A 12,201-nucleotide genomic window follows, 5' to 3' on the forward strand; every position below is an offset into this window, starting at 1 on the left:
ATGACTATGGTGAACAAGAAAAAAAAGACGGCCACGACAAATGCCGGGGCAAAATCAAAGGAGCAGCTGATCATCCATCAGATCGTAGTCAAAGCCCCCCAGCGGAAAGTGTATGACGTGGGAAATTGGCGGACGGCTCTCTCATCGGCGGACAATGGCCGGACAAAGCAGCTTTATGACCTGCTCGATGATATCATGATTGACGGGGTTTTGAGCGATGCCGTTCAAAAGCGTATCGATGCGGTCACGAACTCGGAGCTTACTTTCCAAAATGCGGACGGGGAAGAAGTGGAGGAGATCGCAGACCTGATGGATACCACCGCATGGGAGGATCTGCTGACTGAAATCCTGAAAAAGAAAATATACGGGCGTTCAGGAGTTGAAATGACCTTTAATGACGGCTTCAACGTGGAACCGATTCCGGCAAAGCATATCAACCTGAAAAACCGCACCATCCTCCGGCAGGATACGGACGAAACAGGCATACCATACGAGGGAGATTCCCAGCTGCTGATTCTCGGCAAAGACCGGGATTTCGGTTTGTTACTCAAGGCGGCTCCCTATGCCATCTATAAACGTGGAGGGTTCGGGGATTGGTCACAATGGATCGAGCTTTTCGGGATGCCCCAGCGTATCGGTAAATACAACACGTATGATCCGGAGAGCCGCAAGCTGCTGGAGGAGGCTTTCGATAAAGCCGGATCCGCACCGTATGTGGTCATCCCTAAAGAGGCGGACGTGGAAACCAAAGAGGGCGGAACGGGTTCAGGATCCTCGTACAACGAATTCAGGCAAGCGAATAACGAGGAGATGCTGATCACCATCCTCGGACAAACCATGACCACTATACAGGGAGAGAAAGGCGCACGTTCATTGGGTGAGGTTCACAAGGAGGTAGAGGAGGGAAAGAATAAATCTGACCTCCGGTACGTACAGCGTGTCCTCAACCAAAAGGTACTCCCCATGCTGGAGGCGAGAGGGTATCCCGTTGCTGGCGGAAAGTTCATTTTTCCGAAAGCGGCGGAACAGCTCTCCGTTACCGAGGTGGTTCAACTTTCCGATATCATGGATATCCCGCAGAGCTACCTGCATGAAAAATATTCAATTCCCGTGCCTAAAGACGGGGAGCCGGTCGCAAAACGTGCCTCCTCTCAGGCCGCTCAGTTCGATACGGGTGAGGATCCGGAGGAGGAAACAATCAGCAATGCAGACCGTAATCTCTTTATGCGCTTATGGGATTTTTTCGTGCAAGCCCCGCAGGTCGGGGCATCCATTGGAAAAGCCCCCATCAGGCTGAGTGATAACGCTCCGATGGCGGAAAGGCTGGCCGCAAGGATTGCAAACGGCGAAACCGGGAAGTTCGATGCGGAGTTGTTCTCCTTTATTGCTACCGACTTTTTGAACGGCGTTCAAACGGCGTTCAAACGTTCAATGAACCATGCGGACGTGAGGTTCGCTTACGGGCTGCAGGATGACGCTTTCATTACTGCTTTGGAGATGAACCTGTTTCATTTTTCCGCCGGTAAGACGTTGGCGGAGATTCAGGAGCTGAACAAGGCGTTCAGGGAGAGCGGCAATTTTCAGGACTTCTCCAAAAAGGCGGAGCAGATCTGCGGCACGTTCAATAAAACGTGGCAAAAGACGGAATACGAAACGGCGGTACTGACGGCGGAGTCCGCCAGTAATTACCACCGGCTCATGGGAAAAACAAAACTGTTCCCTTATTGGAAGTATGTCACCGCCGGTGATGAAAAGGTAAGGGAGGAACACCGGAAGCTGGACGGGGTGATATTACCGGCCAACGATCCACGGTGGAAAAAGATATTCCCGCCTAACGGATGGAAATGTCGCTGCAGGGTGGTTCCGCTCATGAAACACGAGGCCGAGGGTATAGACATCAACGCCATGCGTGCCATTGTCGATGAATACCTCGGAACGGGTGAATGGAAAATGAACGAGGCTCAGGGCTGGGATTCAAACCGGGGAGAAACGGCTGAGGTGTTTTCCAAGAACCAGCATTATATCCGCAAGTTTCCCGATAAAGCCGCCTCCTTGCTGGGTGACCTGCATTATAATGATTACGGGCTGGAGTCCTTTGGAAAGAAAGCGGCGGCAGCGACCGAAAAAGCACCGGTGTTTGCCGGGGATCCGAACCAGTGGAGGGATTCGCATCAGGTGATGGATGACTACAAAGGCCGAAAGGTGCAACTTACGGAGGAGGTGTTCAAACGCCACACCACAAAGAAATACGAGGAGGCTCGTGTTCCTCTCGTGGAGTGCATCCCGGACGTGCTTAAAAACCCTGACGAGGTATGGATAAACGACTATCAAAAGAAGTTCGACAACCTGAACTTTATCAAGTTTTACGAGGATAAGGTGATTAACGTGGTTTGCGAGGTTAAGAACGGAACGCTCTATCAGGTCACGACATGGTTCGAGATAGAACAAAACGCCAACATCAAGGTGAAAGGCCGCAGGAGCAGAAAGATAGATCCACGATGGAGATATCGCCGTGGTCTGCTTATCAAAAAGTAAAAGGAGGCTCTGAGAACCTCCTTTTATATACGGATTAACATCCCGCTCCGCCGTATAAAGCCCGGACTTTTTGATGCCCCCGTCATCCGTCAGGTGTTGGCATATTCGATTCATCCCCGGAGCGATATGCTTACGGAAGCAAATATACAAAATTATTTCAATATGAATATCAAAGAATTAAATAATTATCTGCAATCGCTCCCGGAGGAGATAATCTCCGATGCGGCAGAAATCGTGGCGGAAACGGCCACGGAATACTATAAATCAGCTTTCAAGAAGAAAGCATTTGACGGGAACCCGTGGACTCCGGCAAAAGCACCGAAAACAACCGGTTCCCTGCTGATCGACTCCGGTGCGCTGGTGAACAGTATCAGACCGGCGGTGATAACTCCCCAGCGGGTGGTTATCTCTGCAGGGAATGAAAAGATAGATTACGCTCAGGTACACAACGAGGGATTCAAAGGTATAGTACCCGTACCGGCACACACCCGGAAAACAAAACGGAAAGATGTACCGGTCAAGGCGCACACCCGGAAAACTAACATCCCGAAACGTGAATTCATGGGAGATTCCGAAGAATTGAACGAGCAGATACACGCACGGATAGAGGGATATATTGACTCACTTAACAATGAATAGCTATGAACAAAGAAATTTTTATTGCCGTTTGTGACCGGCTGAAAACAGAAGTACCCGGGCTCCGGTGGATAGATGCCGAGGAGGGACAACTTAACACGGGAGAGCGGCCTGCTGTGGCTTTCCCGTGCTGCCTGATAGATATATCTTACCCGTCCTGCGAAACCCACATGGGTGGACGGCAAAAGATAAATGCGCAAATACAACTTAGGGTGGCCTTTCAAGCCGGAGGGAGTACAAATGCGGCAGCCCCTAAACTTGTCAGGGAACACGCTCTCTCCTGCATGGACACGTTGGATAAGATACACGAGGCTTTGCAATGGTGGAACGGCGGGAACCTTTTCAACCCGATGCGCCGCCTCCGGGGTGCGCCGGAAAAAAGAGCGGACGGTCTGAAAGTGTATAACGTGATCTATGAAACCGAGTTTATGGATTAGTTCCAATCAAAGCCGGGAAACATCGCTTTGAGCTTGCGGGTGGACGCTTTGGAACGCAGGAGTTCATTGTAAAAATCATCCTGTTCCACCAGCGTGTTGCTGATGGTTCGCTCTTCGACAAAGAACTCGTTATCGGAAAGGATTCTCAGCACGTCATCGAAGCGGCGGCGTTTGATCTCAGTCCAATAGTAATAACGGGCGGTCATGATGCGGTTCCGCTTTTCGAGGCGGTCACGGCGGGAGGTGATGGCAGCATCGGAGGAGGCAACCGTGCGTGTTCTGCGGCGGTTACCGGCTTTCTCTATTTCCGGGCAAAAAAACGGTATTACGAGCTGCTCCTGCATATTGATTTGATTACTTAATACAAAGGTACATTATTTGCACCATAGTACGAAAAAAGTCCGCTGAAAATTAGGATTTCAGCGGACTTTTATTATTGATTAAAGGGCTTTTACATTGCAAGCATACCCTCTTTGTCATCCTTACCCGGAACGAACGGCTTTATAGTGGTTATCACCGAGCTGGTCACTTTCACTCTGCCGGATCCGAGGCAGGTCGGACATTGGCAGGATCCGGATACCTTTGTCCTGTTCTCATCGCTGTACTCGAATACAACGCCTTTTCCCTCGCAACGCTTGCATACAGCCACACGGGTGGGAATATACCGGGCTTTCGCATTATTCGTCTGTTCCATCTGATTCCTCCTTTATTATGGTTAATTCTTCACTTGATTTCGGGTGATACATGAAATCGGTTTTGAGCTTTTTGAAAACCGTCAGTTCCACCTGAAAATTCTCAAATTCCTTGTTCCGGCTGGAAAGCTGGCGTTTGATGAACTCGGTAACGTCACGTTTCATTTCAGGAACCGACATCTCGACACCGGTTTCCGGCACGTATAAGCCCTCAAGCCGGAGCTTGCGGTAACCTCTGCGGTGGATTTGGAATTGAACTTTGTATATCATGACCGTCCCTCCTTATGCTTCTGTCATACCCAGAGGAATGGTCACCCACATACCGTCCTCGTTCTTCATTTCCGCTCTCACAAACTGTTTGCTGATCGCTGGCTGGTATGCCTCCTCGATGATGCGGACACCCTCCATGAAACGGTCATTGTTGCTTTCTTCCGCAATCTTACGGAGCTGGACGATACGGCTGGCTTTTAACGTGCCTTTGGCATCACGTGCCAGCAGCTTCAAAACCATGCTCACGAGTGATTTCGTTTTAGCATTGTCGGCGAGGCTCTCGATGTATTCTTTCACGATCACGATTCCGTCCTCCACCGTGTCACGGTAGCCGTCCGTCACGTACACTCCGAGAGTGATGCGCTTGGTTCCCTCCGAATTGGTAAAGGTATGGCTGCGCTGGTCATCCTTTACGACTTTCAGAACCTCGCATTTCATGTCAAGGATACTCTTAAAGTTCTCCAGCACCGTCTTTTTGGTTTCCTTGATATCCTCACTCAAGGAGAGGAGTACCGGGATTGCGCTGTTCACTTCATCATCCACCATTTGGCGGTACGTTTCACGTTCGGCTTTCGCCTTTTCCTGAGCCTCTTTTTTGGCCTTTTCTTTACGGAAAGCCTCGAATTGAGCCTTTTCCTCTGCCGTCATTTCAACGGTCTGCTTTTCTTCAATCTGTGCCATAATATCACATTTTAAATGGTTTATAAATAAGTTAATTGAGTTCTTTCTTTGCTTTCTGCATATCCTTTTGCCGGATGGAGCGGATCCGGAGCAATACCGCATCCAAATCATCAGCGGACAACTCCCTGAATTTCTTTCCTGCGATACGAACGCCCAAACAAAAGTTATCCACCGCCGCCCAATTTGCCGTATCAATACCCATCAACTGCATTTGGTGGAGAACGGCAGAGCGTTTCTTTTTCAGAACCTCGTAACTGACCGGACGGCTGGATCCGGTCTGCTTCTCCATCTCCCGTATCATCGAGTTATATTCACTCAAAGTCATTTCTCTCAGTGAGTCCGTCCGCCCATTCGTAAAGCTGGATACAAGCTGCAGCTTTAAACCGTCCCTGTCAGAACAAGGCATTTTCGCCAGCAGCGTCCAAAAACGTGAATAACTGTTTGTCTTTGCCATAATCAATCAAGTTCAGGGGTTTCACTCTCTTTTAGGGATTGCAGAACGTACAATTCGGTAATGGCCGGGTTCGTCCCCAAATTACTTTCGCCGGAGTCATAGGCCAACTCAAATTCACGCTGACAAATGGCTCGCTGCTCCTGCAGCTTGGATGCCGCATACTCTTTCATGGCATCGACAATACGTTTCAATTCTTCGGGAGAGAACTTTCTGCCGAGTTCCTCGTTCTTTTTCAGGCTGAATACCTGTCTTAATGCTGATAACGCTTTCATATTTGCACGACTTTTACAGGTTGTTGTACTACTTTTACCATTGCCTCCGGCACATCCTTGATGATAGCTGCGGCCAGCTCCGGGTTCCGGAGTTCAACCACCGCCCAATCATCTTTCTTGGCCGGGCTGATCAGCAATTTCTCCGGTCGGTTAAAGCAAGTCCAATTCATAAGGACTGTACTTAAAGAGGCCACCGGTAAGCCTATTTGATAAAGATCATTTCCCATTGATTTGCTTGTTTAAATTGATCTTTGAACCGTCATCGTACCCGGAACAATAGGCGGAAGTGTTCACTTTATTCCGGTTCTTGGATTTATGGGTGGTTGTGCCTATCGATTGAAAATAATCATCAATCAAATGGTTGTGACACAGCATCAGTCCGGTTTCCTCCGCTGTTTTCCGAATGCTCTCAAATTGTTTCCGCAAACCGGTGCAACATCCCAACAAATAAGATTTTATATAATTCCGTTTAAACTTCTTTGTCCGGTAATACCCTCTGCGGGTAGCCACATACTCGGTGCAACGTTCTACCGACAACCGGCGGAATACAGACCTCAAGTAATTATAAAGCGAGAGCACAACTTCCGCATTTTCCCGTGTACCGACTACCACCATGTAAGTCGTACCTCCATGCAACAAAATCCGGCAAAAATTATACTCGCATATAATCCGCAACAAATCCCTTTTCCAAATATTCCCATACGTGTCCTGATAGGTTATTTTCTCCGATTCACTCACGGATATCATATTCTTTTGTTCTTCCGGGGTAACATCCATCAATGACAAGTTATAGGATGTCAGCAGCCGGTTTACAGCCTCCGCAGCTGCATGGGCTTCTCCCTCGGATCCGATTTTTATGGCGGATTCTTTTAACCGGAGCAGCTTTCTAATTTTCGCCAATATATTTTCAGGTACTTCTTTTTCCATCGTTCATTCTATTTTGCAGGTTTCCACTCGATAGTTATCACGGCATCGAGTTTACCGCTACCTTTGCAGACCGGGCAATCAACTTTCACCCGTTCCCGTTGTTCCTCTCCCCAAAAGAAACCGTTACCGTGGCAATAGCTACACCGGTGGCCTTTGCTGGAGATACTTTCTTTCTGATTTCCCTCCCCGATAAACATGGGAGGCGAAATCGTTATAACTTGATTATTTTTACTCATTTCCGTTCGTTTTAAGCGTTATCTCCCCAATATCTTACCGCACCCTCATCCCAAATTGTAAAATGCCCCACGGAGCCGAAAAAGCGGCCTTTCGAGAAAGCCCGAAACCCCTCCACGTAAATTTTCAGGGCGGCATCATACATCACTTTCTTTGCGCTCCGACCATCAGGGTTCCGGCCATCTGCATGGCTGATAAAAATCAGCAGCTTGTTCCGGTGCGCCTCCTTAAATTTGATGTATTCTTTATAGCTCATTTGGGTGTATTGGAAACTGTCAATGACGTAAAAATCGGGGCTTTTATGCTTATCCATTCTTTCACCAAGCTCGGACATCGGCTCACAGTCAAGCAGCTGGAAACGGCGGTTTACCTCGGCCATGTTGAAACGGCGGAGCGTGTTCTGCATGGTGAGGCTCGCACCCTCTTCGAGGCTGTCATAAGCCACCCGCCCAAACTTTGCCAGCTCTTTACAAAGCTGCATGACAAAGCTGCTTTTCCCGTTACCACTATTGCCCCAAATAAACCAAACGCCAATCCGTTCAGGCTCTCCGAAAGCGTCCGCCCATGCGCCTGTCAGCTTGAGCGTTTCTTTCTTCATGCTTACTGCTTCTGTTACCGATAATGCCCGTGCCATAAATCAATATCTGAAATCTGTAAAATGAATAATCACTCCCTCGAATGTGTTGGAGGTCTTAAAAAACCAGCTCACGAAATCATCGAGAGTCATCCCGTCATTAGCAGCCAGCTGCTCCACGTTTAGGATACGTTTTCCGTCTATGAAAACGGTCGGCTGCTCGATATCGGAGTCCCATGTCATTTGCACCTGCTGGATACCGATTTTCTTCAATCTTTTCACCTCCAGCTGCGGAGTGTGATAAGGACGGCCAATCCACCGGCGGATAGATAGCTCCGCATTATGGGAGTTGATAAGCTCCACGTTGTACGCCCATTTGCCCGGATCCTCACGAAACGTGTGGATCTTGGTTCCTTTAATTACTTTCTCAGGAAAGCCGGTGAGTTGGCCTCTTTTAAAATGGCCTACCGGAAACCGGCTTGCGAGTGGTAAAACAATTTGTTTCATATATATTCTGTTATACGTTATTTTTCTCCTTGTCAAATTCTGCTAAAAACATCTGTAATCCTACTCCCATTGAGCACACACCATCGAACAATTTATACATCAGTTCCGGCTCTTCTTCCCAAATTTGATAGACTATTACTTTTTTCCCTGCACCTTTCATCCATCCTGCCTCCGAATGTGCAGAGCGTCCACAAGGCAATACAAGAACACAAACATCTGCCCATTGCATAGCATCAAAATCCGATTTGAAACCAGCTTGTGCAATGGGGTGTTCAAGTGCTGCCCTATATTGATCTGTACTCCAATTCTCCCAATCTTCATCAATCTGCGACCACTGGAATCCCGTTTTCCCGGCAGGATGTCTAAAGTCATAAACCTCATGTCCTTGTTCACGAAGAAAACTAACCACTTGGGGTTGATGTTGATTTCTCCAACTACTTGCTACATAAATCTTTGCCATATTCTTGTTCCTTTCTATTTGGAATTACGTTCAAACGCCGTTCAACCAGCGTTTGAACAGGGTTTTATACTATTTCGCTGCCGCCACCTTTTTCTCCCGGTGAATGGCATCTTTCACGCATCGCAAATCAAACTCCGATTTTTCCGTCACATCGATCACGTTTGCAATAAGTTTTTTATCCATCAGTCCGTTGGCTTGGCAAATGGCAAATACATCATTATGGGAGGTTGGTTCCAGCTCAAAGAACTTACGCCCAATGCGGGAATAAATCTCGTTATAGCCTTTCCGGTTGTGGTTCAAACCGCAGTCAATACGATGCTGGATGTAATCGGTGGATAAGAAAGTAATCCCGCATTTGCCCTCCAGCCGGTTATACAGGTTGATAAAGTAGTGAAACACATTATCATTCAACTTATCACCCTCATCGAACACCAAAAGTGGATTTTCCATCTGTATGATGCTCTCGATGGCCAAGTCCAATATTTCACGGATACGCATCCCGCAAGTCTTAAAACCGAGTTTACGGGCGATCTCCCGAACAAAATCACCTTTCCGCATATCCTCATCACAAAGGATGACGAACACCTCATGATTCTTTTGTGCGTACATGGTGGCTGTCGTTGTTTTGCCACATCCCGCACCACCCACGATCCAGCGGACTTTTTTAAATTCCTGCGCATCGCTCAGGGCATACCATATCTCCTGAAAGGAGTTCGTTTCCACGAGCTGCCAACCGGTGGCCGCAGCTGCAGGGGTTATCTGAGAGATGATATTGCGGAACATATCATCACTGATACTCTCATACTTGCCGTTAACCACGGCACTCAATGTCCCGGCAGATACGCCGTTCAAACTTGCCGCAGCCTTTTTTTGGCTGGAATACTTTGCTGCATATACCCGGAGAGCTTCACGGATACTGTCTTTCTCTTGCTGTGTCATTGTACTGTTCATTTTATTTAGAATTATAATTTTCCTGCTACTTTCTTTTCATTCAGGCGGATGTCACCATTCAGCTGGTCAAACGTGATGTTGCTTATTAGCTTTGTCACCTTACCGGCGGAGAGCTGTTCCGGATCCTGACTGTACCGGCGGACTCGGCGTTCAATTTCACGCTCCGTTTCGCTCTTTGCACCTTTCAATTTCGGACGTTTGAGTCCCTGTTGTTCCATACTCACGCCGTGCGCCTGCTCGATGATACGTGCATCAACCTGACGCTCGATGCGATCCTCCGTGTTCGCCTCTATATTCCGGCGGATAAAGGACATTTCGCCCTCGGTCTGTTCCTGAATATTCCGGTGGATGACGATATAAGGCTCTGCAGTTCGTACAAATCGCAGCTCTCCGGCTTTATCTTTCTTGTATAGCCGTACCGAAGTATGGTCATAAGGATCGTACATGGTGTAGAACTTTTGCCCTCTGTTTTTTCTTAGGAATTCATGGTCGGGAACACCCGGAACCTCGTAAACCTCGTATGTAAACTCACGTTTTTTAATGGTTATTTTCAGACCGTTATCTGTGTAAGTGGAGGGTTTATCAGTCATCACCCAAAACATCTCGATCATGTCGAGAACACCCACTGTCGGGGTATCAGGGTTCACGCTATTTTGGTACATCTCGATGCGGTTCACCCCGGTAGCAAAATGCTTGCTTTCGTTCCATTCTTTCCGGGCGGCAGCGTATGCTGCTTTCAGTTCGGCCAAAGTGTAAAGTTTATCCTTGTTCGCCTCGATACGCTCTAAATTCGGGCGGCTCGTGTCCTTTTTGGTGGTGATATTTTGACCGGTGAACCTCCAATCCTTATGCAGAACCTCAGCCTGAAAACGTCCGAAAACGCTCTCTATCGTTTTGGATTGCCCGCTGTATGGAGCCGTGGTTCTATGAACATGGCCGACAATCTTATCAAAGAAATGGCTATTCTGCAGTTTCTTGTGGCCTCCCTGATTATCATGCACCAGCTCGTAAGGCTTATGACCTGATACCTGAATGGCCATGCGGTAGGCATTATATTGCGCCTCGTAGTCCTCGCTGTCTGAAATATGGTATCCCAAAAATACCTCCGAATAAGCATCGATGACCTCGTAAACCTGAGTGGTACGAACCACCAGCTTACCGTCCTTGTCATAGTCTTTATAGTACAAATTGATTTTCGTACCATCACCATACCACAAGGAGTCACGCATCGAGGGAAGCTCGGTTTTATTCTTGCGGCTGTAACGCTGGTGAGCTTTCAGCTCCCCGTGAACGGCATCGTACCATAACGGTTCGATGTCAGGACGGTTCAGGAATTGCCGGAGGCTCTGAATGCTCCGGAGCTGCTTCCAACCTTTCTCATCTGCAATCCGGTTGAATTCCACGAATATTTGAGCATCTGTATAAACGGGAACGCTGCTCCGCTTTAACGCTATAATCATGTTACCGGCTTCCTCGGTTATTTTCAGGGTATTGCCATTTCCCATTTTCTTGCTGATCAAGCAGGAGTAACCCTCTTTTTTGTATTGGTTTATTTTGTCTTTCAGCCGGGCGGCGTTTTCAGGTAGCGTATGGCCATAAGAGTCACGGAGGCGGTCTGCCGTTCCGATAATCGTTTCCCATACTTTCTTTGTACTTCCACCCAAAGCCTTGCGATAGCCCTCCCGGTCATTCAGGATCGATATCAACTCGTTCAGTACTGAGGCGTTGATGGTATATTCAGCTTTTTTGGGTTCTGTGAGACTTACTAACTCCCCGGCCTTATCATACCGGTAATCCTCAAAGAATATCCGGGCTGCTTCATCTATTTTAAGCCTGTTTTTCATACACTTCTCTTTGATTAACTCCACCGGATCCCCATACTTTTGCTCAAAGCGGATCCGGTAACGTTCAGGTAAGGACAAGTAATCAATAAGAGCGTAATTATCAAGACCACCGCCTCTATTAACCCGTTGAGCCTTACCTCTCCGAATTAAAGAATAAAGCGTCCATAATGAAATCACCGGTTCTCCATTTTCAGAGCTGGTTAATTCCTGAACTGTTACGCATACTATTTTATTGAAATACTCCATTATTTTAAAATCTTAGTCCCCGGAGGCGGAATCGAACCACCTCAAAAGACCGTCCGGGATTCACCTATTTTAAATATCTTTGTCATCGGTTGAAATTGGTACTTTTTTAATCAGACGGGCGGCATTAGCAAAATTCAAAACCACCACTATAATCGCCCAAATCGGACTATCATCTGTTATACACAAAAAACAGAAACTCAAGCAGAAATACCACACATAAAACTTTTGCTTTGTAGTCAAAGAGAAATACTCTTTAAACTCATCTCCCAAAAGGAGCAAAAACATCCTTTTCATGCCGTTTCCTTTTGATCACCGATTTCAACGCCTCCACGTTCAATGGCTACCTTTCGGATTAATGTAGCCTTAGAACTATTACTCAAATAATTCAATGCCTTATAAACGGCCTGCCTCGTCACCTTAAAATCTTTTGAGATTTGGGATATTTTCCCGTACTCAACTACAATTCTCTTTTTCATGTTTT

Annotated in this window: 19 protein-coding genes; 3 read left to right on the forward strand and 16 right to left on the reverse strand. The window is 47.5% G+C overall.

The window, feature by feature from the left end:
• Positions 1–6 precede the first annotated feature (6 nt).
• The 3 genes from ODOSP_RS04015 to ODOSP_RS04025 all read left to right on the forward strand — a co-directional run bounded on the left by ODOSP_RS04015 (position 7) and on the right by ODOSP_RS04025 (position 3,608).
• Complete coding sequence (locus ODOSP_RS04015) at positions 7–2,535, forward strand: phage portal protein family protein (RefSeq protein WP_013611121.1); 2,529 nt, start codon at positions 7–9, stop codon at positions 2,533–2,535.
• Positions 2,536–2,697: 162 nt separating this feature from the next.
• Complete coding sequence (locus ODOSP_RS04020; protein WP_013611122.1) at positions 2,698–3,174, forward strand: phage virion morphogenesis protein; 477 nt, start codon at positions 2,698–2,700, stop codon at positions 3,172–3,174.
• Between the two features lie 2 nt (positions 3,175–3,176).
• Positions 3,177–3,608, forward strand: a complete 432-nt coding sequence (locus ODOSP_RS04025) for a hypothetical protein (protein ID WP_013611123.1) — start codon at positions 3,177–3,179, stop codon at positions 3,606–3,608.
• On the opposite strand, the gene ODOSP_RS04030 is transcribed toward ODOSP_RS04025, so the two are convergent.
• From ODOSP_RS04030 to ODOSP_RS04105, 16 genes are all read right to left on the reverse strand, one after another.
• Positions 3,605–3,952: a hypothetical protein gene (locus ODOSP_RS04030; protein ID WP_005779459.1), complete on the reverse strand. Its 348-nt coding sequence runs from the start codon at positions 3,950–3,952 to the stop codon at positions 3,605–3,607. The two genes, ODOSP_RS04025 and ODOSP_RS04030, sit on opposite strands and share 4 nt — an antisense overlap.
• A 107-nt stretch (positions 3,953–4,059) precedes the next feature.
• A complete protein-coding gene (locus ODOSP_RS04035; protein ID WP_005779462.1) occupies positions 4,060–4,302 on the reverse strand; it encodes a hypothetical protein in 243 nt (80 codons plus the stop codon).
• A complete protein-coding gene (locus ODOSP_RS04040) occupies positions 4,286–4,570 on the reverse strand; it encodes a hypothetical protein (protein ID WP_005779464.1) in 285 nt (94 codons plus the stop codon). Before ODOSP_RS04040 ends, ODOSP_RS04035 begins: the two co-directional genes overlap by 17 nt.
• A 12-nt stretch (positions 4,571–4,582) precedes the next feature.
• Complete coding sequence (locus ODOSP_RS04045; RefSeq protein WP_005940368.1) at positions 4,583–5,251, reverse strand: DUF3164 family protein; 669 nt, start codon at positions 5,249–5,251, stop codon at positions 4,583–4,585.
• A 31-nt stretch (positions 5,252–5,282) separates the two neighbouring features.
• The gene (locus tag ODOSP_RS04050) at positions 5,283–5,705 is read right to left on the reverse strand and encodes a hypothetical protein (protein WP_005779468.1); all 423 of its coding nucleotides are present in this window, start codon (positions 5,703–5,705) and stop codon (positions 5,283–5,285) included.
• A gap of 2 nt (positions 5,706–5,707) precedes the next feature.
• On the reverse strand, positions 5,708–5,977 hold the full coding sequence (locus ODOSP_RS04055; protein WP_005779469.1) for a hypothetical protein: 270 nt from the start codon (positions 5,975–5,977) through the stop codon (positions 5,708–5,710).
• Entirely contained in the window at positions 5,974–6,147 is a 174-nt protein-coding gene (locus tag ODOSP_RS04060) for a hypothetical protein (RefSeq protein ID WP_227201719.1), read from the reverse strand. The genes ODOSP_RS04055 and ODOSP_RS04060 overlap by 4 nt, the downstream gene beginning before the upstream one ends.
• 46 nt (positions 6,148–6,193) lie before the next feature.
• Positions 6,194–6,904: a DUF7168 domain-containing protein gene (locus ODOSP_RS04065; protein WP_005940374.1), complete on the reverse strand. Its 711-nt coding sequence runs from the start codon at positions 6,902–6,904 to the stop codon at positions 6,194–6,196.
• Positions 6,905–6,912: 8 nt separating this feature from the next.
• Positions 6,913–7,140, reverse strand: coding sequence for a hypothetical protein (locus ODOSP_RS04070; protein ID WP_005940377.1), 228 nt, complete (start codon positions 7,138–7,140; stop codon positions 6,913–6,915).
• Between the two features lie 11 nt (positions 7,141–7,151).
• Positions 7,152–7,772: a GTPase domain-containing protein gene (locus ODOSP_RS04075; RefSeq protein ID WP_005779477.1), complete on the reverse strand. Its 621-nt coding sequence runs from the start codon at positions 7,770–7,772 to the stop codon at positions 7,152–7,154.
• 3 nt (positions 7,773–7,775) lie between these two features.
• The gene (locus ODOSP_RS04080) at positions 7,776–8,219 is read right to left on the reverse strand and encodes a hypothetical protein (RefSeq protein WP_005779479.1); all 444 of its coding nucleotides are present in this window, start codon (positions 8,217–8,219) and stop codon (positions 7,776–7,778) included.
• A 10-nt stretch (positions 8,220–8,229) separates the two neighbouring features.
• Positions 8,230–8,679 carry a hypothetical protein gene (locus ODOSP_RS04085; RefSeq protein ID WP_005819057.1) on the reverse strand — a complete coding sequence of 150 codons (450 nt, stop codon included), beginning with the start codon at positions 8,677–8,679 and terminating at the stop codon, positions 8,230–8,232.
• Positions 8,680–8,748: 69 nt separating this feature from the next.
• Positions 8,749–9,618: an ATP-binding protein gene (locus ODOSP_RS04090; RefSeq protein WP_005940383.1), complete on the reverse strand. Its 870-nt coding sequence runs from the start codon at positions 9,616–9,618 to the stop codon at positions 8,749–8,751.
• Between the two features lie 23 nt (positions 9,619–9,641).
• Positions 9,642–11,720 (reverse strand): hypothetical protein, encoded by a 2,079-nt coding sequence (locus ODOSP_RS04095; protein WP_013611125.1) that lies wholly within the window; start codon positions 11,718–11,720, stop codon positions 9,642–9,644.
• Positions 11,721–11,789: 69 nt separating this feature from the next.
• Positions 11,790–12,014: a hypothetical protein gene (locus ODOSP_RS04100; RefSeq protein WP_013611126.1), complete on the reverse strand. Its 225-nt coding sequence runs from the start codon at positions 12,012–12,014 to the stop codon at positions 11,790–11,792.
• Positions 12,011–12,196, reverse strand: a complete 186-nt coding sequence (locus tag ODOSP_RS04105) for a hypothetical protein (RefSeq protein WP_013611127.1) — start codon at positions 12,194–12,196, stop codon at positions 12,011–12,013. Before ODOSP_RS04105 ends, ODOSP_RS04100 begins: the two co-directional genes overlap by 4 nt.
• Positions 12,197–12,201 lie beyond the last annotated feature (5 nt).

The organism is Odoribacter splanchnicus DSM 20712 (assembly GCF_000190535.1).
Taxonomy (GTDB): Bacteria; Bacteroidota; Bacteroidia; order Bacteroidales; family Marinifilaceae; genus Odoribacter; species Odoribacter splanchnicus.

Excerpts from the sequence above, each read along its gene's own strand:
- ODOSP_RS04020 (WP_013611122.1), top strand. The coding sequence starts at position 2,698 with ATGAATATCAAAGAATTAAATAATTATCTGCAATCGCTCCCGGAGGAG.
- ODOSP_RS04070 (WP_005940377.1), bottom strand. The coding sequence starts at position 7,140 with ATGAGTAAAAATAATCAAGTTATAACGATTTCGCCTCCCATGTTTATC.
- ODOSP_RS04075 (WP_005779477.1), bottom strand. The coding sequence starts at position 7,772 with ATGGCACGGGCATTATCGGTAACAGAAGCAGTAAGCATGAAGAAAGAA.
- ODOSP_RS04030 (WP_005779459.1), bottom strand. The coding sequence starts at position 3,952 with ATGCAGGAGCAGCTCGTAATACCGTTTTTTTGCCCGGAAATAGAGAAA.
- ODOSP_RS04050 (WP_005779468.1), bottom strand. The coding sequence starts at position 5,705 with ATGGCAAAGACAAACAGTTATTCACGTTTTTGGACGCTGCTGGCGAAA.
- ODOSP_RS04060 (WP_227201719.1), bottom strand. The coding sequence starts at position 6,147 with ATGAATTGGACTTGCTTTAACCGACCGGAGAAATTGCTGATCAGCCCG.
- ODOSP_RS04090 (WP_005940383.1), bottom strand. The coding sequence starts at position 9,618 with ATGACACAGCAAGAGAAAGACAGTATCCGTGAAGCTCTCCGGGTATAT.
- ODOSP_RS04080 (WP_005779479.1), bottom strand. The coding sequence starts at position 8,219 with ATGAAACAAATTGTTTTACCACTCGCAAGCCGGTTTCCGGTAGGCCAT.
- ODOSP_RS04105 (WP_013611127.1), bottom strand. The coding sequence starts at position 12,196 with ATGAAAAAGAGAATTGTAGTTGAGTACGGGAAAATATCCCAAATCTCA.
- ODOSP_RS04040 (WP_005779464.1), bottom strand. The coding sequence starts at position 4,570 with ATGATATACAAAGTTCAATTCCAAATCCACCGCAGAGGTTACCGCAAG.
- ODOSP_RS04015 (WP_013611121.1), top strand. The coding sequence starts at position 7 with ATGGTGAACAAGAAAAAAAAGACGGCCACGACAAATGCCGGGGCAAAA.
- ODOSP_RS04065 (WP_005940374.1), bottom strand. The coding sequence starts at position 6,904 with ATGGAAAAAGAAGTACCTGAAAATATATTGGCGAAAATTAGAAAGCTG.
- ODOSP_RS04045 (WP_005940368.1), bottom strand. The coding sequence starts at position 5,251 with ATGGCACAGATTGAAGAAAAGCAGACCGTTGAAATGACGGCAGAGGAA.
- ODOSP_RS04085 (WP_005819057.1), bottom strand. The coding sequence starts at position 8,679 with ATGGCAAAGATTTATGTAGCAAGTAGTTGGAGAAATCAACATCAACCC.
- ODOSP_RS04035 (WP_005779462.1), bottom strand. The coding sequence starts at position 4,302 with ATGGAACAGACGAATAATGCGAAAGCCCGGTATATTCCCACCCGTGTG.
- ODOSP_RS04100 (WP_013611126.1), bottom strand. The coding sequence starts at position 12,014 with ATGAAAAGGATGTTTTTGCTCCTTTTGGGAGATGAGTTTAAAGAGTAT.
- ODOSP_RS04055 (WP_005779469.1), bottom strand. The coding sequence starts at position 5,977 with ATGAAAGCGTTATCAGCATTAAGACAGGTATTCAGCCTGAAAAAGAAC.
- ODOSP_RS04095 (WP_013611125.1), bottom strand. The coding sequence starts at position 11,720 with ATGGAGTATTTCAATAAAATAGTATGCGTAACAGTTCAGGAATTAACC.
- ODOSP_RS04025 (WP_013611123.1), top strand. The coding sequence starts at position 3,177 with ATGAACAAAGAAATTTTTATTGCCGTTTGTGACCGGCTGAAAACAGAA.